Consider the following 21,354-nt stretch of genomic DNA (forward strand, 5'->3'; position numbering starts at 1 on the left):
TTGCGATTCGTGAAGGCGGCCGTACTGTTGGCGCCGGGGTTGTTGCAAAGATCGTCGAGTAAGACTCGCTCGGTTCATTGCAGAAGAGGGGCTGCAGGTTGCAGCCCCTTTTTCTATCCGGAGTCTATTGTCTGCGCTGCTGGTTCTCTATAACCCTGCTTGACAGGGTTGGGCATTCTGCATACAATGCGGCTCCTTTTTTTAAGGTCGGCTAAAGTAGCTGCTACGAGTGGAGTTTGGTGCAAATGCAAAGCCAAAAAATCAGAATTCGGTTGAAGGCGTTCGATTATCGCCTGATCGATCAGTCAACGCAGGAGATCGTCGATACAGCAAAACGTACCGGCGCTCAGGTACGTGGACCGATCCCTCTGCCGACGCGGAAGGAAAAGTACACCGTCCTGGTTTCACCGCACGTCAATAAAGATGCGCGTGATCAGTACGAGATTCGTACACACAAGCGTTTGCTCGACATCGTCGAGCCAACGGAAAAGACAGTAGATGCTCTGATGAAGCTTGATCTTGCAGCGGGTGTAGACGTTCAGATCAGCCTCGGTTAATGCTTTAGCGTTAACCAGTGTAACTGTCAGAAGGCCATAGAGGGTGAGAGCCCCGTACACTTAGAGGTGAAACATGGCAATTGGAATTGTCGGTCGCAAGGCCGGTATGACCCGTATTTTTACGGAAGATGGGCAGTCTCTGCCTGTAACGGTAATTGAGGTTGAAGCCAACCGCATTACCCAACTGAAAACCCTCGAAACAGATGGCTACCGTGCGGTTCAGGTAACCGTGGGTAAGCGTCGCTCCTCTCGTGTCGCCAAGAGTGCGGCAGGTCATTTCGCGAAAGCTGGCGTTGAAGCTGGTCGCGGGCTGTGGGAATTCCGTCTTGCTGATGGCGAAGGCGAAGACCTGGCAGCGGGCGGCGAGATTCTCGCGACAGTCTTTGAAGAAGGTCAGGTGGTTGATGCCACTGGTCAGTCCAAGGGTAAAGGCTTCCAGGGCGGCGTGAAGCGCTGGAACTTTGCCATGCAGGACGCCACTCACGGTAACTCCCTGTCTCACCGTGCACCGGGCTCCATTGGTCAGAACCAGACCCCGGGTAAGGTATTCAAGGGCAAAAAGATGGCGGGTCAGATGGGTAATGCACAGGTTACCGTGCAGAACCTTCGGGTGGTCCGTGTCGACGCTGAGCGCAACTTGCTTCTGATTCGTGGCGCCGTTCCTGGTGCGACGGGCAGCAACGTTGTCATCAAGCCAGCAGTTAAAGCCTGAGGAGCGGTGCGATGGAATTGACAATTACAGGTAGCGGCAAGGGGATTTCGGTTTCCGAAGCTGCATTCGCCAAAGATTTTAACGAAGCGCTGGTCCATCAGGTTGTCACTGCCTATATGGCTGGTGGTCGCCAGGGTACTAGTGCCCAGAAAACCCGCTCAGAAGTGCGTGGCGGTGGTAAGAAGCCATGGCGCCAGAAGGGTACCGGTCGTGCCCGTGCTGGCACCATCCGCAGTCCGCTGTGGCGTTCAGGTGGCGTTACCTTTGCTGCCAAGCCCCGGAGCTATGAGCAGAAGGTTAACCGCAAGATGTACCGTGCGGCGCTTTGCTCGATTTTTTCCGAGCTGGTACGCCAGGAGCGTCTTGTTGTCGTTGACGACTTCTCGGTTGATAGCCCAAAAACCAAAGCCTTCAGTGCCAAGCTCAAGGATCTCGGCTTGAGCAATGCCCTGATCCTATCAGAAAGTGTTGAGCAGAACCTTCACCTGGCGGCTCGCAATGTGCCTCACATTGATGTGCGCGATGTGGCCGGACTTGATCCAGTTAGCCTGGTGGCCTTTGAAAAGGTAGTGGTGACCGTTCCGGCTCTTAAGAAGATTGAGGAGATGCTGGGATGAATCAGGAACGAATCTATCAGGTTCTGTTGGGGCCGCACGTGTCTGAAAAGACCTCCATGGCTGCTGAAAACAGCCAGGTCGTCTTTCGGGTAGCGCCGGACGCAACCAAGCCGGAAGTGAAAAAGGCCGTTGAGCAGCTGTTCAGCGTTACTGTCGAAGGTGTTCAGATTATGAACCGCAAGGGCAAGCTCAAGCGCACTGCTCGTGGGTTCGGTAAGCGTAATGACATTCGCAAGGCTTATGTTCAGCTTGCGAAAGGTCAGGACATCGATTTTCTGGATGTGGAATAAGGTAAAGGGGTCGTAATATGCCGATCGTCAAAACCAAGCCAACATCTCCTGGCCGCCGTCACGTTGTAAAGCTCTACAACCCTGACCTGCACAAAGGCAGCCCTTACGAGCCGTTGGTTGAGAAGCAAAGTAAATCCGGTGGGCGTAACAATGTTGGCCGTATCACCACTCGTCACGTTGGCGGTGGCCACAAGCAGCACTACCGTATCATCGACTTTAAGCGGACCAAGGATGGCATTCCGGCGACTATTGAGCGCCTGGAGTATGATCCTAACCGCTCGGCGCACATTGCGCTCCTTAAGTACACCGATGGCGAGCGTCGCTACATTATCGCTCCCAAAGGTGTGAAGATTGGAGATCCTGTGCGCTCCGGCATCGACGCGCCGATTAAAGTGGGAAGCACGTTGCCGCTCCGGAATATTCCGGTCGGTTCCGTAATTCACTGCGTCGAACTCAAGCCTGGCAAAGGCGCCCAGCTGGCCCGAAGTGCGGGCGCATCCGTACAGCTGGTCGCTCGTGAAGGTGCGTATGCAACTATACGTCTTCGGTCAGGTGAAATGCGTAAGGTGCTTGTGGACTGTCGCGCCACGTTGGGTGAAGTCTCCAACAGTGAACACAGTCTCAAGCAGCTTGGTAAAGCGGGTGCATCACGTTGGCGCGGCAAACGGCCAACAGTACGTGGTGTTGCTATGAACCCAGTTGACCACCCGCATGGTGGTGGTGAAGGGCGTACCTCTGGTGGACGTCACCCTGTTACTCCTTGGGGTGTTCCGACCAAAGGGCATAAGACTCGTAAGAACAAGCGTACTGACAGAATGATAGTACGTCGTCGTTCGGCCAAGTAAACGACTACATAGAGGTAATTGCTGTGCCACGTTCTTTAAAGAAAGGTCCTTTTATAGACCTGCATCTGTTGAAGAAGGTCGAGGCAGCTCTGGAATCGAACGACAAGCGACCAATCAAAACCTGGTCGCGTCGTTCTACCGTATTCCCAGAGATGGTAGGCCTGACGATTGCAGTCCACAACGGCAAGCAACATGTGCCGGTTTTTGTAACCGAAGATATGGTCGGGCATAAACTGGGTGAGTTCGCGGCAACGCGTACCTACCGTGGCCATGCTGCTGACAAGAAAGCTAAACGCTGATCGCGAGGGGAATAAAAATGGAAGTAGCGGCTAAGTACAAGGGCGCTCGCCTCTCTGCTCAGAAAGCACGTCTTGTCGCCGACCAGGTTCGCGGTAAGGCTGTCGAGGACGCCCTGAACATTCTGACTTTCAGCCCAAAAAAGGCAGCAACAGTTATCAAGAAAGCTCTTGAGTCTGCTATTGCCAATGCTGAGCATAACGAAGGTCTGGACGTTGACGAGTTGCGGGTTGCCACCATCATGGTGGACGAAGGTCCGACGCTCAAGCGTATCAAGGCGAGAGCCAAGGGGCGCGCTGATCGGATTTTCAAGCGCACCTGCCATATAACCGTCAAGGTCGCCGACAAGTAGGAGATGCTCAGATGGGTCATAAAGTAAATCCGACCGGTTTTCGGCTGGGTGTGATTAAAGAGCACAACTCAGTCTGGTACGCCGAGAAGAGGGAATATTCGAACAACCTGTTGAACGACATCAGGGTTCGTGAGTTTCTGGACAAGCGTCTGGTGAAGGCGTCTGTCAGCAAGATTGTGATCGAGCGCCCTGCTCAGAACGCCCGTATCACGATCCATACCGCCCGCCCGGGTATTGTTATCGGGAAAAAGGGTGAAGATGTTGACCGTCTGCGTCGCGAAGTCAGCGACATGATGGGTGTGCCTGTGCACATCAACATCGAAGAAGTCCGCAAGCCGGACCTGGATGCCCGCCTGGTTGCGCAAAACGTAGCCGGTCAGCTCGAACGTCGTGTTATGTTCCGTCGCGCCATGAAGCGTGCGGTTCAGAACGCTATCCGTCAGGGCGCGAAGGGTATCAAGATTCAGGTAGGCGGACGTCTTGGGGGTGCTGAAATCGCCCGTTCCGAGTGGTACCGCGAAGGCCGCGTTCCTCTGCACACCCTGCGTGCAGATATTGATTACGCGACTTATGAAGCGAAGACCACTTACGGCATTATCGGCGTCAAGGTATGGATCTTCAAAGGTGAGATTCTTGGTGGTATGGAGCAGGTCCGTGCTGACAAGAAGGCCTCTCCCAAGAAAGGTTCTAAGTAAAGGGGCACTCGTATGCTGCAGCCAAAACGCACCAAATTTCGCAAGGTAATGAAAGGCCGTAACACCGGTCTGGCGCACCGCGCTAACAGGGTGAGCTTCGGTGAGTACGGATTGAAAGCGACGTCTCGGGGGCGTATAAATGCGCGTCAGATTGAGGCCGCACGTCGTACCATGACACGTCGCATCAAGCGGGGCGGAAAGATCTGGATACGGATCTTCCCTGACAAGCCGATCACTGGTAAGCCGCTTGAAGTACGTATGGGTAAAGGTAAGGGTTCTGTCGAGTACTGGGTAGCTGAAATTCAGCCTGGCCGTATGTTGTACGAGATGGAAGGCGTTCCTGAGGATGTCGCGCGTGAAGCCTTCACGCTGGCCGCTGCAAAGCTGCCTGTGTCGACCACCTTTGTTACGAGGACGGTGATGTGATGAAAGCAACAGAGCTGCGTGATAAATCAGTCGACGAGCTGAACAAAGATCTGATCGATCTGCGTAAAGAGCAGTTCAACCTGCGCATGCGTAAGGCGACAGGCCAGCTGAATCAGTCGCACCTCGCCGGCAAGGTGAAGCGTGACATCGCTCGCGTCAAAACGGTTTTGAATGAAAAGGCAGGACAGTAACATGACCGAAGCTACCAAAACTGCCAGAACCCTGAGCGGCAAGGTCGTGAGCAACAAGATGGAGAAATCCATCGTGGTTCTGGTGGAGCGTCAGGTTAAGCACCCCCTGTATGGGAAGTACCTGAAGCGTTCGACCAAAATTCACGCTCATGACGAGAACAATCAGTGCAACATTGGTGACATCGTAACGATCGAAGAAACCCGCCCGGTCTCAAAGACCAAAAGCTGGGCTCTGGTCGATGTCGTCGAACGCGCATCGAAGGTGTAACTCGCCCGGACGGTGAGTCTTGTCGTAACGGCAAAGTGGTTTCTGCTGGAGAATAACCATGATTCAGACTCAAACAATGCTTGAAGTCGCGGACAACAGTGGTGCACGTCGTGTTATGTGCATCAAGGTCCTGGGCGGTTCACATCGGCGTTATGCCAGCGTTGGGGATATCATCAAGGTAACCGTCAAGGAAGCCATCCCCCGCGGTAAAGTGAAAAAAGGCCAGGTCCTGAAAGCTGTTGTCGTGCGCACCCGTAAGGGCGTACGCCGCCCGGACGGATCGTTGATTCGCTTCGACGGTAATGCGGCTGTACTTCTGAACAACCAGGACGCCCCCATCGGTACCCGTATTTTCGGGCCTGTGACACGGGAACTGCGTAATGAAAAGTTCATGAAGATTATTTCGCTGGCACCCGAAGTACTGTAAGGACTAGAGGCCGGTTATGAAAAAGATTAAACGAGATGACGAAGTAATCGTCACCACGGGGAAAGATAAAGGCAAACGTGGTAAAGTCCTGAAAGTTCAGGACGATGGTAAGGTGGTTGTTTCCGGGATCAACATGATCAAGAAGCACACCAAGCCCAACCCGATGGTCGGCACCCCTGGTGGCATCGTCGAAAAAGAAGCACCTATCCAGGCTTCCAACGTGGCTATTTTTAATCCGCAGACCGGCAAAGCCGATCGTGTCGGCTTCCAGATCAAGGAAGACGGAGCGAAAACGCGGATCTTTAAGTCCACGAAAGAAGTCGTCGATAACCAGTAAGCGGTGGTGGTTACGATGCTTAATATGAAAGAGCAGTACAAACAGGAAGTAATACCAGCCCTGCAGAAAGAGTTCAGCTACAAGAACATCATGCAGGTGCCGCGTATTGAAAAAATCACCCTTAACATGGGTGTCGGTGAAGCGGTAGGTGACAAGAAGCTGATCGAGAATGCTGTGGCAGATCTCGAGCGTCTGGCAGGTCAGAAAGCCGTTGTAACCAAGGCCAAGAAGTCGGTTGCGGGTTTCAAGATCCGTGAAGGTTGGCCGATCGGTTGTAAGGTAACGCTGCGCGGCGAGCGTATGTGGGACTTTTTCGATCGTCTGGTTCACATTGCGATTCCCCGTGTTCGTGACTTTCGTGGTCTGAATCCGAAATCCTTTGATGGCCGCGGCAATTACAGCATGGGTGTGCGTGAGCAGATCATCTTTCCGGAGATCGAGTACGACAAAGTCGACAAGATCCGCGGCATGGATATCACCATTACGACCTCTGCTGGAACCGATGACGAAGGCCGCGAATTGCTGAAAGCGTTTGGCTTTCCGTTCAAGAAATAAGGAACGAATGTAATGGCTAAGGTTTCCATGAAGAATCGCGAGCTCAAGCGTGAAGAAACGGTAGCGAAGTATGCGACCAAGCGCGCTGAACTCAAGGCGATTATCAAGAACCCGAATATCAGCGACGATGAGCGCTGGGACGCACAGGTAAAGCTTCAGAAGCTGCCCCGTGATGCGAGCCCGGTTCGCCTTCGTAACCGTTGTCAGATGACTGGCCGGCCCCATGGTGTTCTGCGTAAGTTCCGTCTGTCACGTATCAAGTTACGTGAAGCGGGCATGCGTGGCGACGTCCCTGGGCTGACCAAGGCCAGCTGGTAACAGCGACACTGGAGTTATCCGGTGTCCGTTGGTAAGCGGTGCGGTAAATCACCGCTGCACAACTAAAAAGATCAGGAGCCTCATACCAATGAGCATGCAAGATACGCTTGCGGATATGTTCACTCGCATCCGCAATGCCCAGATGGCAGCCAAGGCCGATGTGGCCATGCCGTCTTCAAAAATGAAAATCTCCGTGGCCCAGGTCCTCAAGGACGAAGGCTACGTTCAGGATTTTGCCGTTTCAGCTGACGCGAAACCCGAACTGACCATCACCCTCAAGTATTTCGAGGGCAAGCCGGTTATTGAGGAAATCAAGCGAGTCAGTAGACCGAGTCTGCGCCAGTACAAGGGCGCTGGGGAACTGCCGAAAGTATCCGGTGGTTTGGGGGTCGCGATTGTCTCTACGTCCAAGGGCGTAATGACAGACCGCGCTGCACGTGTTGCAGGCGTGGGTGGCGAAGTCATCTGCACCGTCTTTTAGGAGAATCACATGTCCAGGGTTGCCAATAATCCTGTCGTGCTGCCTTCCGGTGTTGAGGTTAAGCTGAACGGACAGGAAATTAATGTGAAGGGCTCCATGGGAGCACTTCAATTCACCGTGCATAACGTCGTTGAAGTCAAGCAGGAAGAAAATACCCTTCGCTTTGCTGCCCGCGACGGCGCGAAACAGTCCCGTGCTCTTGCAGGCACAACCCGTGCACTTGTAAATAACATGGTTACTGGTGTTTCTGTTGGCTTCGAGCGAAAGCTCCAGCTGGTGGGCGTTGGTTATCGTGCCCAGTCCCAGGGTAAGAAGCTCAATCTGACGCTGGGGTTTTCACACCCGGTAGAGTATGAGCTGCCTGAGGGTATTACCGCAGAAACACCGACCCAGACGGAAGTAGTTATCCGTGGGTTTGACAAGCAACAGGTTGGCCAGGTCGCTGCTGAAATCCGTGCCTTCCGTCCACCAGAGCCCTACAAGGGTAAAGGTGTTCGGTATGCGGATGAGCAGGTCAGACGTAAAGAAGCCAAGAAGAAATAAGGCGGGACTATGAGCGCGAATAACGAAAGATTGCGTCGCGCACGTAAAGTGCGCATCAAGATCCGTGAACTGGGTGCTAATCGTCTCTGTGTACATCGTACACCGCGGCATATGTACGCCCAGATCACAACAGCAGACGGCAGTAAGGTAATTGCCGCTGCCTCCACGTTGGATAAGGACTTGCGCCAGGGTGCAACCGGTAACGTGGACGCCGCTAAAAAGGTCGGACAGCTGATCGCTGAACGCGCCAAGGCGGCAGGAGTGGAGCAGGTGGCATTTGACCGCTCCGGTTACCGTTATCATGGTCGCGTACAGGCTCTTGCCGACGCGGCTCGTGAAGCTGGCTTGCAATTCTAAGAGGTGGAGAAGATGAGCGTTAACGAACAGAAGGCGCCTGAGCTCCAGGAGAAGCTGGTTCAGGTCAACCGTGTCGCGAAAGTGGTCAAAGGTGGTCGTATCTTTGCTTTTACCGCCCTGACTGTGGTCGGTGATGGCAAAGGCCGTGTGGGCTTTGGGCGAGGTAAGGCACGTGAAGTGCCTGTTGCGATCCAGAAAGCCATGGAAGCTGCGCGCAAGAACATGATCGACGTACCGCTCGACGGTACCACACTGCAATATGCCATCAGGGCCAATCATGGCGCCTCCAAGGTATACATGCAGCCAGCCTCAGAAGGTACCGGTATTATCGCCGGCGGCGCCATGCGTGCCGTGCTGGAAGTGGCAGGTGTTCAGAACGTACTGTCAAAGTGTTACGGCTCGACCAATCCGGTCAACGTAGTCCGTGCCACTATCAAGGGTCTTCAGGCAATGCATGCGCCGGAAGATATCGCAGCCAAGCGCGGCAAGACCGTGGAAGACATTCTGGGTTGAAGTCATGGCGAACGCAAAAACATTCAAAGTAACACTGACCCGCAGCCCAATCGGCTGCCAGCCCAAGCACAAAGCCTGTGTAAAGGGATTGGGTCTTCGTCGGATTGGGCATACCGTAGAGCTGGAAGATACGCCTTCAGTTCGCGGCATGGTTAACCGGGTTTATTACATGGTACGGGTTGAGGAGAACTAAGATGCGTCTTAACGAGCTTAGTCCAGAGCCCGGTTCACGGCCTTCCGCAAAGCGCGTAGGCCGGGGTATCGGTAGCGGTCTTGGTAAAACGGCCGGCCGCGGTCACAAGGGTCTGAAGGCCCGGTCAGGCGGCAGTGTCGCGCCAGGCTTTGAAGGCGGCCAGCAGCCGTTGGCCCGTCGTCTGCCGAAGTTCGGTTTCACATCACGCCAGGCGCGTTATGTGGTCGAGATTCGTCTGCACGAACTGGCCAAGGTAGAAGGTGATGTGGTCGATCTTGCTGCCCTTAAAAAGGCTGATATCATTCGCGACGAAATCCGTTTCGCCAAGGTGATCATGTCAGGTGAGTTGACCCGTCCTGTGACCGTCAAAGGTCTTAAGGTGACAAAAGGCGCTCGCGAGGCCATTTCGGCCGCGGGCGGTAAAGTCGAAGACTAAGACGAGTCGAGGGCTAAATGGCCAAGACAGCATCATTGCCTGCGGGCGCGGGAAAAGGACTGGCAGAGCTGCGATCGCGGCTCTGGTTTGTCTTCCTGGCACTGTTGGTGTACCGGATAGGTGCCCATATTCCAGTGCCCGGGATCAACCCGGATCGTCTGGCGGCGTTGTTTGAACAGAATCAGGATACCATTCTGAGTCTGTTCAATATGTTTTCTGGTGGTGCCCTGGAGCGAATGAGTATCTTTGCCCTGGGGATCATGCCTTACATCTCTGCTTCAATTATCATGCAGCTCATGACGGCGGTTAACCCGACCCTTGAGCAGTTGAAGAAAGAGGGTGAGTCTGGCCGTCGTAAAATCAGCCAATACACACGGTACGGCACGGTGGTGCTTGCCCTGATTCAGGGCATGGGTATATCGGTCGGACTGGCGTCCCAGGGCGTAACGTTTAACGATAGCTTCAGCTTCCACTTTGTGGCGGTGGTGTCCTTCGTCAGTGGTGCCGTGTTCATGATGTGGCTGGGTGAGCAGATCACCGAGCGCGGTGTTGGCAACGGTATCTCGTTGCTGATTTTCGCAGGTATCGTAGCCGGCTTGCCGGGGGCGATCGGCCAGACGCTGGTGCAGGCCCGCAATGGCGAAATGAGCCTTCTGCTGGTCCTGGGTATCGGTATTCTGGCGATTGCGGTGGTAGGTTTTGTGGTGTTCATGGAGCGTGGTCAGCGGCGTTTGACGATCAACTACGCGAAGCGGCAGCAAGGGCGTAAGGTGTTTGCCCAACAGTCCAGCCATTTGCCGCTGAAAGTGAATATGGCGGGTGTTATTCCGCCCATCTTCGCATCGTCTATACTGTTGTTCCCGGCGTCGCTGGGTCAGTGGTTTGGCCAGGGCGAGGGTATGGATTGGCTGAGTGATGTGTCTCAGGCTCTGGCGCCAAGTCAGCCCCTGTACATCATCCTGTTTGCTGCTGCGGTTGTGTTCTTTTGCTTCTTCTATACGGCGTTGATGTATAACCCCAAGGAAGTAGCGGATAACCTCAAGCGCTCAGGGGCGTTCATCCCGGGGATCCGTCCGGGTGATCAGACAGCCAAATACATCGATGGTGTTTTAACGCGCCTGACTCTGTTTGGTGCAATGTACATCGCAGCGGTGTCCCTGTTTCCTCAGTTTCTGATGGTAGCCGGGAATGTGCCCTTCTATCTGGGTGGCACCTCACTGCTGATTGTTGTAGTCGTGGTGATGGATTTCATGGCCCAGGTTCAGTCGCACCTGATGTCCCATCAGTATGAATCGCTGATGAAGAAATCCAATCTCAAAGGCTATAGTCGGAACTGATACAGTTCTATTTGAAAACTGGAGTCGACAATGAAAGTACGCGCTTCGGTAAAGAAAATTTGCCGTAACTGCAAAGTAATTCGTCGCAATGGCTCAGTGAGAGTCATTTGCTCGGAGCCTCGCCACAAGCAGCGTCAGGGCTGAGATCCATACTGGAACTCTCCCGAATCGCAAGGGGTACGGAATAGTAGCGCTTGACCTTTTCGAGGTCAGGCGCTATTATTTCGCGCCCTTTTTGTGGCGGAAAATTCACACAGCAAAGCTTTGAACGCGGAGTAATTTGGATGGCACGTATAGCCGGTGTCAATATACCCGATCACAAACATGCTGTTGTCTCACTGACTTATATTTTCGGAGTCGGGAAGACGGCAGCCCAGAAGCTTTGCGATGCAACCGGCGTCAAGCCGGACGTCAAGGTCAAGGACCTGTCCGACGAGCAACTTGAGTCACTTCGTACTGAAGTGGGCAAGCTGTCTGTTGAAGGCGATCTGCGTCGTGAAGTTCAGATGAACATTAAGCGTTTGAAGGATCTCGGTTGCTTCCGTGGTCTGCGCCATCGTCATGGGCTTCCAGTCCGTGGCCAGCGCACCAAGACCAACGCCCGCACCCGTAAAGGTCCTCGCAAACCTATTCGCAAGTAACAGGTAGGCAATCATGGCAAAGCCAGGTACACGTACCCGTAAAAAGGTGAAAAAAACGGTTGTTGATGGCGTCGCGCACATCCACGCGTCCTTCAACAACACGATCGTGACAATTTCAGATCGGCAGGGCAACGTCCTGTCCTGGGCCACCTCCGGTGGTTCAGGTTTCCGTGGGTCACGTAAGAGCACGCCTTTTGCTGCGCAGGTAGCAGCTGAAAGAGCCGGTAATGCGGCTGCTGAATACGGCCTTAAAAACCTGGATGTAGAGGTTAAGGGTCCAGGGCCCGGACGTGAATCCGCTGTACGCGCGCTGAATGGCTGCGGGTACAAGATCACCAACATCACCGATGTGACGCCGATTCCCCATAACGGCTGTCGTCCGCCCAAGAAGCGCCGCGTTTAAAGGAGACAGTTAGATATGGCACGTTACATAGGTCCAAAATGTAAGCTGTCTCGTCGTGAAGGGACAGATCTTTTTCTGAAGAGCGGCGTTCGCGCGCTGGACTCGAAGTGCAACATCGAAACCCCTCCGGGGCAGCATGGTGCACGTCGCAGTCGTCTGTCTGAGTACGGCGTTCAGCTTCGGGAAAAACAGAAAGTGCGTCGCATCTACGGCGTCCTGGAAAAGCAGTTCCGTAATTACTATGCCGAGGCGGCACGTATCAAGGGTGCAACAGGTGAGAACCTGCTGCAGCTTCTTGAAGCCCGCCTGGACAACGTAGTGTATCGCATGGGCTTTGGTTCGACCCGTGCAGAGTCCCGTCAGCTTGTGTCTCACAAGAGCATTCTGGTGAACGATAAGGTGGTAAACATCCCGTCCTATCAGGTTCAGCCAGGTGATGTTGTGAGCGTGCGTGAGAAAGCCAGAAACCAGTTGCGTGTTAAAGGCGCACTTGATCTGTCTGCCAACCGCGCCCCGGTAACCTGGGTAGAGGTCGACGCCAGCAAGATGTCAGGCGTATACAAGTCATTGCCAGAGCGCACTGAGTTGCCGGCCGACATCAACGAGAACCTCATCGTCGAGCTTTACTCCAAGTAAAGCCGAGTTAGCAACGAGAGCAGATAGGGGCGTCTATGCAGCGTTCAGTACACGAGTTATTGACACCTCGTACCATTGACGTGAAGGAATCAAGCGGCACGCGTGCCAAGGTGACACTGGAGCCCCTGGAGAGGGGTTTCGGACACACATTGGGCAGTGCTCTTCGCCGTATACTTTTGTCCTCAATGCCGGGCTGTGCGGTTACAGAAGCACAGATTGACGGCGTGTTGCACGAGTACAGCGCCATCGAAGGTGTCCAGGAAGACGTTATCGAGATTCTTCTGAATCTCAAAGGCGTTGCGGTAACCATGGGCAGCCGTGATGAGGCTGAGGTTTCGATCAGCAAGAAGGGCCCGGGCGTTGTAACGGCCGGGGACATCAAGCTTGATCACGATGTCGAGATTGCGAATCCTGAGCATGTTATCTGTCACCTGAGCGCCAATGGTGAACTTAATATGCGCCTGAAGGTCGCTCGTGGTCGCGGTTACGAGGCTGCCGATCAGCGGGGGCTCGAAGAAGACGAGACCCGAGCTATCGGACGCCTGCAGCTGGATTCAACCTTCAGCCCGGTTCGTCGCGTTTCTTATGCCGTGGAAAGTGCACGGGTAGAGCAGCGTACGGATCTGGACAAGCTGGTGATCGATCTGGAGACCAACGGCACGATTGATCCGGAAGAAGCGATCCGTCGGGCTGCGACCATTCTCCAGCAGCAATTGGCCGTCTTCGTTGATTTTGATCACGAGAAAGAGCCAGAGCGCATTGAGGAAGAGGAAGAAGTTGACCCGATCCTGTTGCGCCCGGTTGATGATCTGGAGCTGACGGTTCGTTCAGCGAACTGCTTGAAGGCAGAAAACATTTACTACATCGGCGATCTTATCCAACGCACAGAAGTAGAGCTGTTGAAGACGCCTAACCTGGGTAAGAAGTCGCTGACCGAGATTAAGGACGTTCTGGCCTCCCGCGGTCTGTCCCTTGGCATGCGTCTGGATAACTGGCCGCCGGCGAGCCTTCGTGGCGACGACCGGGTATTAGGCGGTTAATCGCCGAATTAGTAGTTTAAGGTAAGGAATCAGAGCAATGCGTCATCGTAAAAGTGGTCGTAAGTTCAGCAGGACCAGTGCGCATCGCAAGGCCATGTTTCGGAACATGACTGCGTCACTGGTTGAGCACGAACTGATCAAGACAACGCTGCCCAAGGCGAAGGAACTTCGCCGTGTAGCGGAGCCGTTGATCACGTTGTCAAAGAAAGATTCGGTCGCAAATCGTCGTCTGGCATTTTCACGCCTGCGTGACGATGCTGCGGTTGCCAAGCTGTTCAACGAGCTTGGTCCCCGTTTTGTCGAGCGCCCGGGTGGGTACCTCCGTGTCCTGAAGTGCGGCTTCCGTGCCGGCGATAATGCCCCTATGGCATACGTCGAAGTGATCGGACGTCCGTTGGATGTGGAAGCGGAAGAAATGGACGACGCGGAATAACATCTGCAGTTGGCCAAAAAGAACCGGAGGCTAATGCCTCCGGTTTTTTTTATGCCTATATTCACCAGCTTCAGCCGGTCTGCTTAACCCGCTCATTATGACGAGCCAGTATGGGCTTGAGGTAATGGCCGGTGTGGGAGTCGGTGTTCTCCGCAACGTCTTCCGGTGTTCCTTCGGCAATGATCATCCCGCCACCAGAGCCACCTTCCGGACCTAGGTCAATGATCCAGTCTGCGGTCTTGATGACGTCCAGGTTGTGTTCAATAACTACGATAGTGTTGCCGTGATCCCGCAGCCGTTGCAGCACTGTCAGCAGCTGTTGGATGTCGTAAAAATGCAGGCCTGTGGTGGGCTCGTCCAGAATGTACAGGGTCTTGCCAGTGTCTCTTTTCGACAGTTCCTTGGCCAGTTTGACCCGCTGTGCTTCGCCGCCGGACAGGGTGACGGCACTCTGGCCCAGCCTGATGTAGGACAAGCCGACGTCCACCAGGGTTTGCAGCTTGCGCGCCAGGAAAGGCACCGCATCGAAAAATTCCCGGCCTTCCTCCACGGTCATTTCCAGAACTTCGGTAATGTTCTTGCCTTTGTAGCGGACCTCAAGGGTTTCCCGGTTATAGCGCTTGCCCTTGCAGACGTCGCAGGGCACGTAGATATCCGCCAGGAAGTGCATCTCAACCTTGATGACGCCATCGCCCTGGCAGGCCTCGCAGCGGCCGCCCTTGACGTTGAAGCTGAAGCGGCCCGGTTTGTAGCCTCGTGATCTGGCCTCCTGGGTGCCGGCGAATAGTTCCCTTATAGGCGTGAACAGGCCCGTATAGGTCGCCGGGTTGGACCTGGGTGTTCGTCCGATGGGGCTCTGGTCGATATCAATAACCTTGTCCAGATGTTCCAGCCCGGTCAGCTTGTCATAAGGGCCATGGGTCATGGTAGTGGCCTTGTTAAGCTTGGTAGCTGCAACCGGGTAGAGCGTGCTGTTGATCAGTGTTGACTTGCCGGAGCCGGAGACGCCGGTCACGCAGGTCATCACGCCAAGAGGCAGGCTGAGATCAACCTTGCGGAGGTTATTGCCGCTGGCACCTGTGAGAGTGAGGCACTTCCCGGTGCCCGCGGACCTGCTGTCAGGTATGGCAATTTCCTTGATGCCACTCAGGTACTGGCCGGTCAGGGAGTCAGGGCAGGCAATAACATCTTCCGGCGTGCCCTGGGCAATAATCTGGCCGCCATGAACACCCGCGCCGGGACCAATATCAATGACATAGTCCGCAGCCCGGATCGCATCCTCGTCATGCTCCACGACGATCACGGTATTACCCAGATCCCGGAGATGGGTAAGGGTCGCGAGCAGGCGGTCGTTGTCCCGCTGGTGCAAGCCGATGGATGGCTCGTCGAGAATATACATCACTCCGACCAGTCCGGCGCCGATCTGGCTGGCCAGTCGTATCCGCTGGGCCTCACCGCCGGAAAGTGTGTCTGCACTACGCTCGAGGGTCAGGTAGTTGAGTCCGACGTTGACCAGGAACTGGAGTCGCTGGCGTACTTCCTTGAGAATCTTGTCGGCAATCTGTCCGCGCCGCCCGGGCAGGGACAACTGGTCAAAATAGTCATGAGCCTCACCCACGGGCAGGGTGGTAATGTCGGGCAGGTTCCGCTCGTCAATAAACACATTGCGGGCGCTGCGTCGCAGGCGAGAGCCGCCACAATCCACGCAGGGCTGAGTGCTCAGGTTGCGGGCGAGCTCTTCGCGCATACCCTGGGAATCCGTCTCCCGGTAGCGGCGTTCAAGGTTGGGCAGAATGCCTTCGAACGGATGTGATCTCTCCACCACCTGGCCCCGGGAGTTCACGTAGCGGAAGATAATATGTTCCGAGCCGGAGCCATGGAGGATCGCCTTGCGGAAATCGTCCGGGAGATCCACAAAGGGCGTATCCAGATCAACATCGTAGTGCTCGGCGACGCTGCTCAGAAGCTGGAAATAGTAGACCGAACGGCGGTCCCAGCCCTTGATTGCGCCCTCGGCGAGGGTGGCTTCGGGATGCTGAATGATTTTTTCCGGATCAAAGAACTGTTTGACCCCGAGTCCGTCACAGGTCGGGCAGGCGCCGGCCGGGTTGTTGAAGGAGAACAGTTTGGGTTCCAGTTCGCTCAAGGCATAGCCGCACTGGGTGCAGGAATAGCGGGACGAGAATATGTGCTCTTCGCCTTCACCTTCCATGGGAACGACCAGCGCAATACCCTCGGCCAGGGCTAGGGCCGTCTCAAAACTTTCAGCCAGACGCTGCTCAAGGCCGGGTTTGACCTTGAACCGGTCAACCACAACATCAATCTGGTGCTTGCGCTTTTTATCCAGAGCCGGCACGTCGTCGATATCGTAGACCTGGCCGTCCACCCGCAGACGGATAAAGCCTTGGCTGCGCATAGTCTCCACCACGTTAAGATGTTCGCCTTTGCGGTCACGGATAACCGGCGCCAGAATCATCAACTTGCTGTCTTCCGGCATGGCCAGCACCTGGTCCACCATTTCACTGACCGTCTGGGCTTCAAGGGCCTGGCCATGGTCCGGACAGCGGGGTTCGCCAGCGCGGGCGAACAGCAAACGCAGGTAATCGTAGATCTCAGTGATGGTTCCCACCGTAGATCGTGGGTTGTGGGACGTTGATTTCTGCTCAATGGAAATAGCAGGAGACAGCCCTTCGATGTGGTCAACGTCAGGCTTTTCCATCATTGAAAGGAATTGCCGGGCATAGGTGGATAGGGACTCCACGTACCGGCGCTGGCCCTCGGCGTACAAGGTGTCAAATGCCAGGGACGATTTGCCAGATCCGGAAAGCCCGGTTATGACGATCAGCCGATCCCGGGGCATATCCAGGTCAATGTTCTTCAGGTTGTGGGTGCGAGCCCCTTTGATCTGGATACGATCCATAGTACTCCCCGTTAGAAAAGCGATCAGTATACCGCGTTCGACCGAAGTCGGTGAAATGCAAACGCGATCAGTTGCATCTGTTACAATGCGCCGCGGCGTCAGCTCCTGCGCGCTGCCAGTCAATGGTCAGAGGAAACCGCAGTGTCCATGAATGCCCTTGAAAAACGTTCGGTAGCAGCCCTGGCTTCGGTATATGCCATGCGAATGCTCGGCCTTTTCATGGTACTGCCGGTCTTTGTCCTGCTAGCGGATGAGCTGGATGACGTTACTCCCGCGCTGGTGGGCCTGGCGATCGGTGCCTATGGCCTCAGCCAGGCCCTGCTGCAGGTCCCCTATGGAATGTTATCGGACCGTTTTGGCCGCAAGCGGCTGATCTATATCGGTCTGGTCGTTTTTGCCCTGGGCAGTTTGCTGGCCGCAACCTCCGACTCCATATACGGTGTGATTGCAGGACGGATTCTTCAAGGGTCGGGTGCCATCGCCAGCGTCCTTATGGCATTGCTCAGTGATCTGACCCGGGAAGAGGAGCGCACCAAGGCCATGGCCCTTGTGGGGGTCTCCATAGGTCTGTCCTTTTCCGTTTCTCTGGTGCTTGGGCCACTGCTCGGTAACCTGTTCGGGCTGTCCGGTATTTTTTATTTCACCGCGGTTTTGGCAGTGGTTGCCATGGTGCTGGTCAACCGGGTGGTTCCGGAGCCACACGTAGTTACTCTTGCCTCCGAGTCCCTGCCTGCCAAGGTCGTGCTTCGGCGGGTGCTGACGGATGCCCGCCTGCTACGGCTGGACTTCGGTATTTTTGCCCTTCACATGGTGCTTACCGCCATCTTCCTGGTCGTTCCCAGGCTACTGACGGACCAGGTCGGGCTACCAACGGCTTCCCACTGGTGGCTCTACCTCACCGTCATGATCACCTCGTTCTTTGCCATGGTTCCGTTCATTATTCTGGGTGAGAAGAAACGCCAAATGAAGCCGGTTCTGTGCGGGGCAATTGTTCTGCTGCTGGTTGCCATCGGCGGGCTCGGGGCCGACTCTTTCGGCCTGGTGTATATCTGGTTTGTGCTCTTCCTCTTCTTTATGGGGTTCAATTTGCTGGAGGCAAGCCTGCCATCACTGCTCAGTAAGGAGGCGCCAGCCGGAAGCAAGGGTACGGCCATGGGCGTCTACTCCACGTCCCAGTTTTTTGGTGCCTTTGTCGGTGGTGCCTTTGGCGGACTGATGCTGGAAAGCCTAGGTTTTACCGGCGTGCTTGGTCTGATGGTAGCGGTACTCCTAGCCTGGCTCGGGGTTGCATTGACCATGTCCCCCCCAAGCCACACAGCAAGTTTCGTGGTACAGTTGCGGCATGCTGCAGGGGTGCCTCTGGACGAGGTTGACCGAACCCTTCGAGACCTGCCTGGCGTGGAAGATGTGGTCATTCTGGAGGGGGCTGATACGGCTTATCTCAAGATCGACCGTCAGCACTTTGACGAAGGACAGTTGGCGGCGTTTCCGTTTATTCGGCCAGCAGTATAAACCTGGATTCAGAGCGTCGGCGAAGGACTGCCGATGAATATAAAAGATAGAGCTGCACTGCCACCGTCCTGCGTGCAATGACGGACAATCAGTGTGGTTTGATGGTAGGAGTGGAATCATGGCACGAGGCGTTAACAAGGTTATCCTAATCGGTAACCTCGGGCAGGACCCGGAAACCCGGTATACCCCTAACGGTAATGCGGTGGTCAACCTCAATCTGGCCACCGATGAGAGCTACAAGGATCGGCAGACCGGCCAGATGGTCCCGAAGACCGAGTGGCATCGTATAGTCATGTTCGGCAAGATCGCCGAAGTGGCGGGTCAGTACCTGCGCAAGGGTTCCAAGGTCTATATCGAGGGCAAGCTTCAGACCCGTAAATGGCAGGGTCAGGACGGTCAGGACAAGTACACCACCGAGGTGGTTGTCGATATCAACGGGCAGATGCAGATGCTGGACAGCCGTGGCGGCGAAGGTGGCGGCGCAAGCCAGGGCGCGCCGGCGGGGCGTCCCCAGCAGCCAGCCTATGCCGGTAGCGCAGGCCAGCAGGGCAATGCCGACCAGGGCGGTGGCTATAAGCAGCCTGCTCCGGGACAAGGTTCCATGCCGGACCCGGTCGACGACTTTGACGACGATATCCCGTTCTAACTCCCGGTATTTTAAAAGCGTAAAAAAAAACGGCTGCTTCGGTAGCCGTTTTTTATGATGATCGATTTTTTACGAGGCCTTTGTGCGGCGACAGGCGAGTGAAGCATTTGGATCAGGCAGGGTGTAGATTAGTAAATGAAGCAAAGGTAACGCGGTTGTATGTTTTTAATACATATTTCACCTGATAGAGTATTTAAGGAAATTTTCTGACAGGGAGTTCAGATGCCGCCAAAGCAAGGTCCAGGGAAAACGAGATTACGGCTTCACGAGTTCCTGTGTCAGCAGCATGAAACCATACTGCAGAAATGGGAGGAGCTGGACCGGGAAACTCTTGCCTCGGCCGAAAGGCTAACCAGCAAGGATTTGCGAAACAATCTGCCGGACATCCTGGTTGACCTCGCGGAACAATCCGAACGCACGCCGGCCAGCGGCCGCTACATCAACTTCGAACAGAAGGGCCCCCAGCATCACGCCGAGCATCGCTGGAAGCTGAAGTTTTCATTGGAGGAGGTCACCCGTGAGTATGCTCTGCTGAGGGTGATCATTCTCCAGCTACTTTCCCCCCGGGTGGGTGAGCTTCCACAGGGAGAGCTGGTGTTTCTCAATGAGGGACTGGACCAGGCCATTGACGAATCCGTGTCCACTTATGTGGCGAAGGCCAACAGCCAGCTTCAGAGTGAGCAGGAGCGCCTGCGTGCAACATTGACAAGTATTACCGACGGCGTCATCAGTACCGATACTGGCGGCCATATTCTGTTCCTCAACCCTGCCGCCGAGCGCATCAGCGGGTGGACCCAGGACGAGGCGATAGGGCGGCCGGTAGACAAGGTGCTGGTGACCGAGGATGAAACCACGCGGAAGATCCGCGACAGCATGGCGTCCCGCGCTATGGCTCTGGGTGAGCAGCAGTCTGCAGGAGGCATCACCCTGCACCAGCGCAGCGGTGAACGGGTGCCCATCGAAGAGAGCGTGGCGCCGATGCGGGACACCAATGGCAACGATCTTGGCGCCGTTGTCACCTTTCGCGATATCAGTGAAGTCCGCTTGCTGACCGAAGAGCTGACCTATCTTGCGTCCCACGATGCCCTGACGTCGCTGCCGAATCGTGTTCTTCTTCATGATCGGCTCGCTCAGGAGCTGGCACATGCAGAGCGGAACGGCACCCGGCTCGCGCTTTTGTATCTGGATCTGGATCTGTTCAAGAAGGTCAATGACGTACTAGGTCATGGTGCCGGCGACGAGCTTCTCAGGCAGGTTGCCGGCAGGCTTGTCCATTGCGTGCGCCGCACGGATACCGTCAGCCGGCTGGGCGGCGATGAGTTCGCTATCCTGCTATCGGACGTCGAGCAGGAGAGCATCCCAGGCGAACTGGCCAGAAAAATAACGAAGCGCTTGAGCGATCCCTTCGTACTGCACAATGATACGGTGAATGTATCGACCAGTATTGGCATCAGTCTGTACCCAGAAGACGGACGTGATGCGGAAACACTGATCAAACACGCAGACACCGCCATGTACCAGGCGAAGGCCTGGGGCCGGGGAGGCATACAGTTCTTTACCCGTGAAATGAACCGACGGGCAGTTGAGCGCCACGAGCTTGAGCGGAGCCTGCGCACAGCGCTTGAGGAAGAACACCTTTCTTTGTATTACCAGCCCCAGATTGCCCCGGCTTCGGGCCAGTTGATAGGGGTTGAGGCTCTTTTGCGCTGGCACCATCCCGAGAAGGGCCTGATTTCGCCAGCGGACTTCATTCCGGTTGCGGAGGAGAGTGGTGACCTCATGGTGTCCATTGGCAACTGGGTGATGGAAAACGCCTACACCCAAGCCAGGGCCTGGCTCGATGCCGGCCATACCCCGGTGCGAATATCGGTCAACATTTCCATAGTTCAGCTTCGCGATGACCGGTTTACGGATTTTCTCGACGAGCTTCTGCAACGCTTTCCGCTGCCGCCGGAGCTGTTTCAGCTGGAACTTACAGAGTCCGTCCTTATGAGCGACATAGCAGGCGCCGCCGATCGCGTCCGGCGGATCAAGGAAATGGGCGTCGCCATAGCCGTTGATGACTTCGGAACCGGTTATTCTTCCCTGAGTTACCTCAAAGTGCTCCCTATCGACGAGCTCAAGATCGACCAGAGCTTCGTCCATAACCTCCACTCGGACGTCGACAGCGCCGCCATTGTTCAGGCAGTTATTCGCATGGCCCAAAGTCTGAAGCGCCGGGTGATCGCCGAAGGGGTCGACAGCAAAGAGGCTATGGACTTTCTGGTTGAGAATGAATGTGGGGGTGCCCAGGGCTTTTATCTGAGCGAGCCCTTGCCTGCGGGGGTGTTCGCGCGCCAGTACCTGGCTGGCGTGGGACAGTGATAGATCGGCAGC

At 55.4% G+C, this 21,354-nt stretch carries 32 protein-coding genes; 31 read left to right on the plus strand and 1 reads right to left on the minus strand.

The window, feature by feature from the left end; genetic code table 11:
* Positions 1–245: 245 nt before the first annotated feature.
* From rpsJ to rplQ, 28 genes are all read left to right on the plus strand, one after another.
* Entirely contained in the window at positions 246–557 is a 312-nt protein-coding gene (gene rpsJ / locus G7W63_RS12970) for a 30S ribosomal protein S10 (protein WP_166258727.1), read from the plus strand.
* A 73-nt stretch (positions 558–630) separates the two neighbouring features.
* Complete coding sequence (rplC, locus tag G7W63_RS12975) at positions 631–1,269, plus strand: 50S ribosomal protein L3 (protein WP_166258730.1); 639 nt, start codon at positions 631–633, stop codon at positions 1,267–1,269.
* A gap of 11 nt (positions 1,270–1,280) precedes the next feature.
* Positions 1,281–1,886 carry a 50S ribosomal protein L4 gene (gene rplD / locus G7W63_RS12980; protein WP_166258733.1) on the plus strand — a complete coding sequence of 202 codons (606 nt, stop codon included), beginning with the start codon at positions 1,281–1,283 and terminating at the stop codon, positions 1,884–1,886.
* The gene (gene rplW / locus G7W63_RS12985) at positions 1,883–2,176 is read left to right on the plus strand and encodes a 50S ribosomal protein L23 (protein WP_166258736.1); all 294 of its coding nucleotides are present in this window, start codon (positions 1,883–1,885) and stop codon (positions 2,174–2,176) included. The genes rplD and rplW overlap by 4 nt, the downstream gene beginning before the upstream one ends.
* A gap of 17 nt (positions 2,177–2,193) precedes the next feature.
* Positions 2,194–3,021: a 50S ribosomal protein L2 gene (gene rplB, locus G7W63_RS12990; protein ID WP_166258739.1), complete on the plus strand. Its 828-nt coding sequence runs from the start codon at positions 2,194–2,196 to the stop codon at positions 3,019–3,021.
* A 23-nt stretch (positions 3,022–3,044) separates the two neighbouring features.
* The gene (rpsS, locus tag G7W63_RS12995) at positions 3,045–3,320 is read left to right on the plus strand and encodes a 30S ribosomal protein S19 (RefSeq protein WP_166258742.1); all 276 of its coding nucleotides are present in this window, start codon (positions 3,045–3,047) and stop codon (positions 3,318–3,320) included.
* Positions 3,321–3,337: 17 nt separating this feature from the next.
* Positions 3,338–3,670: a 50S ribosomal protein L22 gene (gene rplV / locus G7W63_RS13000; RefSeq protein ID WP_166258745.1), complete on the plus strand. Its 333-nt coding sequence runs from the start codon at positions 3,338–3,340 to the stop codon at positions 3,668–3,670.
* 11 nt (positions 3,671–3,681) lie between these two features.
* Positions 3,682–4,365: a 30S ribosomal protein S3 gene (gene rpsC, locus G7W63_RS13005; RefSeq protein ID WP_166258748.1), complete on the plus strand. Its 684-nt coding sequence runs from the start codon at positions 3,682–3,684 to the stop codon at positions 4,363–4,365.
* A 12-nt stretch (positions 4,366–4,377) separates the two neighbouring features.
* On the plus strand, positions 4,378–4,791 hold the full coding sequence (gene rplP / locus G7W63_RS13010) for a 50S ribosomal protein L16 (RefSeq protein ID WP_166258751.1): 414 nt from the start codon (positions 4,378–4,380) through the stop codon (positions 4,789–4,791).
* Positions 4,791–4,982, plus strand: a complete 192-nt coding sequence (rpmC, locus tag G7W63_RS13015) for a 50S ribosomal protein L29 (RefSeq protein ID WP_166258754.1) — start codon at positions 4,791–4,793, stop codon at positions 4,980–4,982. Before rplP ends, rpmC begins: the two co-directional genes overlap by 1 nt.
* A 1-nt stretch (position 4,983) precedes the next feature.
* Positions 4,984–5,250, plus strand: coding sequence for a 30S ribosomal protein S17 (gene rpsQ / locus G7W63_RS13020; RefSeq protein WP_166258757.1), 267 nt, complete (start codon positions 4,984–4,986; stop codon positions 5,248–5,250).
* A gap of 58 nt (positions 5,251–5,308) precedes the next feature.
* Complete coding sequence (rplN, locus tag G7W63_RS13025) at positions 5,309–5,677, plus strand: 50S ribosomal protein L14 (protein WP_152208450.1); 369 nt, start codon at positions 5,309–5,311, stop codon at positions 5,675–5,677.
* Positions 5,678–5,693: 16 nt separating this feature from the next.
* Positions 5,694–6,014: a 50S ribosomal protein L24 gene (gene rplX / locus G7W63_RS13030; RefSeq protein ID WP_166258760.1), complete on the plus strand. Its 321-nt coding sequence runs from the start codon at positions 5,694–5,696 to the stop codon at positions 6,012–6,014.
* Between the two features lie 15 nt (positions 6,015–6,029).
* A complete protein-coding gene (gene rplE, locus G7W63_RS13035) occupies positions 6,030–6,569 on the plus strand; it encodes a 50S ribosomal protein L5 (protein WP_166258763.1) in 540 nt (179 codons plus the stop codon).
* Between the two features lie 12 nt (positions 6,570–6,581).
* Positions 6,582–6,887, plus strand: coding sequence for a 30S ribosomal protein S14 (gene rpsN / locus G7W63_RS13040; RefSeq protein WP_166258767.1), 306 nt, complete (start codon positions 6,582–6,584; stop codon positions 6,885–6,887).
* Between the two features lie 88 nt (positions 6,888–6,975).
* Complete coding sequence (rpsH, locus tag G7W63_RS13045) at positions 6,976–7,368, plus strand: 30S ribosomal protein S8 (RefSeq protein WP_166258770.1); 393 nt, start codon at positions 6,976–6,978, stop codon at positions 7,366–7,368.
* A gap of 9 nt (positions 7,369–7,377) precedes the next feature.
* The gene (gene rplF, locus G7W63_RS13050) at positions 7,378–7,911 is read left to right on the plus strand and encodes a 50S ribosomal protein L6 (RefSeq protein ID WP_166258773.1); all 534 of its coding nucleotides are present in this window, start codon (positions 7,378–7,380) and stop codon (positions 7,909–7,911) included.
* 9 nt (positions 7,912–7,920) lie between these two features.
* Positions 7,921–8,268, plus strand: a complete 348-nt coding sequence (gene rplR / locus G7W63_RS13055; protein ID WP_166258775.1) for a 50S ribosomal protein L18 — start codon at positions 7,921–7,923, stop codon at positions 8,266–8,268.
* A 12-nt stretch (positions 8,269–8,280) separates the two neighbouring features.
* Positions 8,281–8,781, plus strand: a complete 501-nt coding sequence (gene rpsE, locus G7W63_RS13060) for a 30S ribosomal protein S5 (protein ID WP_166258778.1) — start codon at positions 8,281–8,283, stop codon at positions 8,779–8,781.
* A 4-nt stretch (positions 8,782–8,785) separates the two neighbouring features.
* Entirely contained in the window at positions 8,786–8,974 is a 189-nt protein-coding gene (gene rpmD / locus G7W63_RS13065) for a 50S ribosomal protein L30 (protein ID WP_166258781.1), read from the plus strand.
* 1 nt (position 8,975) lies between these two features.
* Entirely contained in the window at positions 8,976–9,410 is a 435-nt protein-coding gene (rplO, locus tag G7W63_RS13070; RefSeq protein ID WP_166258784.1) for a 50S ribosomal protein L15, read from the plus strand.
* A gap of 17 nt (positions 9,411–9,427) precedes the next feature.
* The gene (gene secY, locus G7W63_RS13075; RefSeq protein ID WP_166258787.1) at positions 9,428–10,747 is read left to right on the plus strand and encodes a preprotein translocase subunit SecY; all 1,320 of its coding nucleotides are present in this window, start codon (positions 9,428–9,430) and stop codon (positions 10,745–10,747) included.
* A 30-nt stretch (positions 10,748–10,777) separates the two neighbouring features.
* The gene (gene rpmJ / locus G7W63_RS13080) at positions 10,778–10,891 is read left to right on the plus strand and encodes a 50S ribosomal protein L36 (protein ID WP_008174902.1); all 114 of its coding nucleotides are present in this window, start codon (positions 10,778–10,780) and stop codon (positions 10,889–10,891) included.
* Positions 10,892–11,031: 140 nt separating this feature from the next.
* Complete coding sequence (rpsM, locus tag G7W63_RS13085; RefSeq protein ID WP_166258789.1) at positions 11,032–11,388, plus strand: 30S ribosomal protein S13; 357 nt, start codon at positions 11,032–11,034, stop codon at positions 11,386–11,388.
* 13 nt (positions 11,389–11,401) lie between these two features.
* Positions 11,402–11,791, plus strand: coding sequence for a 30S ribosomal protein S11 (gene rpsK / locus G7W63_RS13090; RefSeq protein WP_004580767.1), 390 nt, complete (start codon positions 11,402–11,404; stop codon positions 11,789–11,791).
* A gap of 15 nt (positions 11,792–11,806) precedes the next feature.
* Complete coding sequence (rpsD, locus tag G7W63_RS13095; protein WP_166258792.1) at positions 11,807–12,427, plus strand: 30S ribosomal protein S4; 621 nt, start codon at positions 11,807–11,809, stop codon at positions 12,425–12,427.
* A gap of 35 nt (positions 12,428–12,462) precedes the next feature.
* On the plus strand, positions 12,463–13,467 hold the full coding sequence (locus G7W63_RS13100) for a DNA-directed RNA polymerase subunit alpha (RefSeq protein ID WP_166258795.1): 1,005 nt from the start codon (positions 12,463–12,465) through the stop codon (positions 13,465–13,467).
* Between the two features lie 37 nt (positions 13,468–13,504).
* On the plus strand, positions 13,505–13,900 hold the full coding sequence (gene rplQ, locus G7W63_RS13105) for a 50S ribosomal protein L17 (RefSeq protein WP_166258798.1): 396 nt from the start codon (positions 13,505–13,507) through the stop codon (positions 13,898–13,900).
* A gap of 70 nt (positions 13,901–13,970) precedes the next feature.
* Here rplQ and uvrA read toward each other — a convergent pair whose 3' ends face one another.
* On the minus strand, positions 13,971–16,820 hold the full coding sequence (gene uvrA, locus G7W63_RS13110) for an excinuclease ABC subunit UvrA (RefSeq protein ID WP_166258801.1): 2,850 nt from the start codon (positions 16,818–16,820) through the stop codon (positions 13,971–13,973).
* 147 nt (positions 16,821–16,967) lie between these two features.
* Between uvrA and G7W63_RS13115 the strand changes: the two genes are divergently transcribed.
* The 3 genes from G7W63_RS13115 (at position 16,968) to G7W63_RS13125 (ending at position 21,342) form a co-directional block, all read left to right on the plus strand.
* Entirely contained in the window at positions 16,968–18,332 is a 1,365-nt protein-coding gene (locus tag G7W63_RS13115) for an MFS transporter (RefSeq protein ID WP_166259145.1), read from the plus strand.
* A 118-nt stretch (positions 18,333–18,450) separates the two neighbouring features.
* Entirely contained in the window at positions 18,451–18,978 is a 528-nt protein-coding gene (gene ssb / locus G7W63_RS13120) for a single-stranded DNA-binding protein (protein WP_166258804.1), read from the plus strand.
* Positions 18,979–19,200: 222 nt separating this feature from the next.
* Positions 19,201–21,342, plus strand: a complete 2,142-nt coding sequence (locus G7W63_RS13125; protein ID WP_166258807.1) for a putative bifunctional diguanylate cyclase/phosphodiesterase — start codon at positions 19,201–19,203, stop codon at positions 21,340–21,342.
* Positions 21,343–21,354: the final 12 nt, after the last annotated feature.

This window comes from Marinobacter salicampi (assembly GCF_011074795.1).
Lineage (GTDB): Bacteria > Pseudomonadota > Gammaproteobacteria > Pseudomonadales > Oleiphilaceae > Marinobacter > Marinobacter salicampi.

Coding starts and splice junctions, on each gene's coding strand:
- rpsJ (WP_166258727.1), top strand. CDS start 246: ATGCAAAGCCAAAAAATCAGAATTCGGTTGAAGGCGTTCGATTATCGC.
- rplC (WP_166258730.1), top strand. CDS start 631: ATGGCAATTGGAATTGTCGGTCGCAAGGCCGGTATGACCCGTATTTTT.
- rplD (WP_166258733.1), top strand. CDS start 1,281: ATGGAATTGACAATTACAGGTAGCGGCAAGGGGATTTCGGTTTCCGAA.
- rplW (WP_166258736.1), top strand. CDS start 1,883: ATGAATCAGGAACGAATCTATCAGGTTCTGTTGGGGCCGCACGTGTCT.
- rplB (WP_166258739.1), top strand. CDS start 2,194: ATGCCGATCGTCAAAACCAAGCCAACATCTCCTGGCCGCCGTCACGTT.
- rplV (WP_166258745.1), top strand. CDS start 3,338: ATGGAAGTAGCGGCTAAGTACAAGGGCGCTCGCCTCTCTGCTCAGAAA.
- rpsC (WP_166258748.1), top strand. CDS start 3,682: ATGGGTCATAAAGTAAATCCGACCGGTTTTCGGCTGGGTGTGATTAAA.
- rplP (WP_166258751.1), top strand. CDS start 4,378: ATGCTGCAGCCAAAACGCACCAAATTTCGCAAGGTAATGAAAGGCCGT.
- rpmC (WP_166258754.1), top strand. CDS start 4,791: ATGAAAGCAACAGAGCTGCGTGATAAATCAGTCGACGAGCTGAACAAA.
- rpsQ (WP_166258757.1), top strand. CDS start 4,984: ATGACCGAAGCTACCAAAACTGCCAGAACCCTGAGCGGCAAGGTCGTG.
- rplN (WP_152208450.1), top strand. CDS start 5,309: ATGATTCAGACTCAAACAATGCTTGAAGTCGCGGACAACAGTGGTGCA.
- rplX (WP_166258760.1), top strand. CDS start 5,694: ATGAAAAAGATTAAACGAGATGACGAAGTAATCGTCACCACGGGGAAA.
- rplE (WP_166258763.1), top strand. CDS start 6,030: ATGCTTAATATGAAAGAGCAGTACAAACAGGAAGTAATACCAGCCCTG.
- rpsN (WP_166258767.1), top strand. CDS start 6,582: ATGGCTAAGGTTTCCATGAAGAATCGCGAGCTCAAGCGTGAAGAAACG.
- rpsH (WP_166258770.1), top strand. CDS start 6,976: ATGAGCATGCAAGATACGCTTGCGGATATGTTCACTCGCATCCGCAAT.
- rplF (WP_166258773.1), top strand. CDS start 7,378: ATGTCCAGGGTTGCCAATAATCCTGTCGTGCTGCCTTCCGGTGTTGAG.
- rplR (WP_166258775.1), top strand. CDS start 7,921: ATGAGCGCGAATAACGAAAGATTGCGTCGCGCACGTAAAGTGCGCATC.
- rpsE (WP_166258778.1), top strand. CDS start 8,281: ATGAGCGTTAACGAACAGAAGGCGCCTGAGCTCCAGGAGAAGCTGGTT.
- rpmD (WP_166258781.1), top strand. CDS start 8,786: ATGGCGAACGCAAAAACATTCAAAGTAACACTGACCCGCAGCCCAATC.
- rplO (WP_166258784.1), top strand. CDS start 8,976: ATGCGTCTTAACGAGCTTAGTCCAGAGCCCGGTTCACGGCCTTCCGCA.
- secY (WP_166258787.1), top strand. CDS start 9,428: ATGGCCAAGACAGCATCATTGCCTGCGGGCGCGGGAAAAGGACTGGCA.
- rpmJ (WP_008174902.1), top strand. CDS start 10,778: ATGAAAGTACGCGCTTCGGTAAAGAAAATTTGCCGTAACTGCAAAGTA.
- rpsM (WP_166258789.1), top strand. CDS start 11,032: ATGGCACGTATAGCCGGTGTCAATATACCCGATCACAAACATGCTGTT.
- rpsK (WP_004580767.1), top strand. CDS start 11,402: ATGGCAAAGCCAGGTACACGTACCCGTAAAAAGGTGAAAAAAACGGTT.
- rpsD (WP_166258792.1), top strand. CDS start 11,807: ATGGCACGTTACATAGGTCCAAAATGTAAGCTGTCTCGTCGTGAAGGG.
- G7W63_RS13100 (WP_166258795.1), top strand. CDS start 12,463: ATGCAGCGTTCAGTACACGAGTTATTGACACCTCGTACCATTGACGTG.
- rplQ (WP_166258798.1), top strand. CDS start 13,505: ATGCGTCATCGTAAAAGTGGTCGTAAGTTCAGCAGGACCAGTGCGCAT.
- uvrA (WP_166258801.1), bottom strand. CDS start 16,820: ATGGATCGTATCCAGATCAAAGGGGCTCGCACCCACAACCTGAAGAAC.
- G7W63_RS13115 (WP_166259145.1), top strand. CDS start 16,968: ATGAATGCCCTTGAAAAACGTTCGGTAGCAGCCCTGGCTTCGGTATAT.
- ssb (WP_166258804.1), top strand. CDS start 18,451: ATGGCACGAGGCGTTAACAAGGTTATCCTAATCGGTAACCTCGGGCAG.
- G7W63_RS13125 (WP_166258807.1), top strand. CDS start 19,201: ATGCCGCCAAAGCAAGGTCCAGGGAAAACGAGATTACGGCTTCACGAG.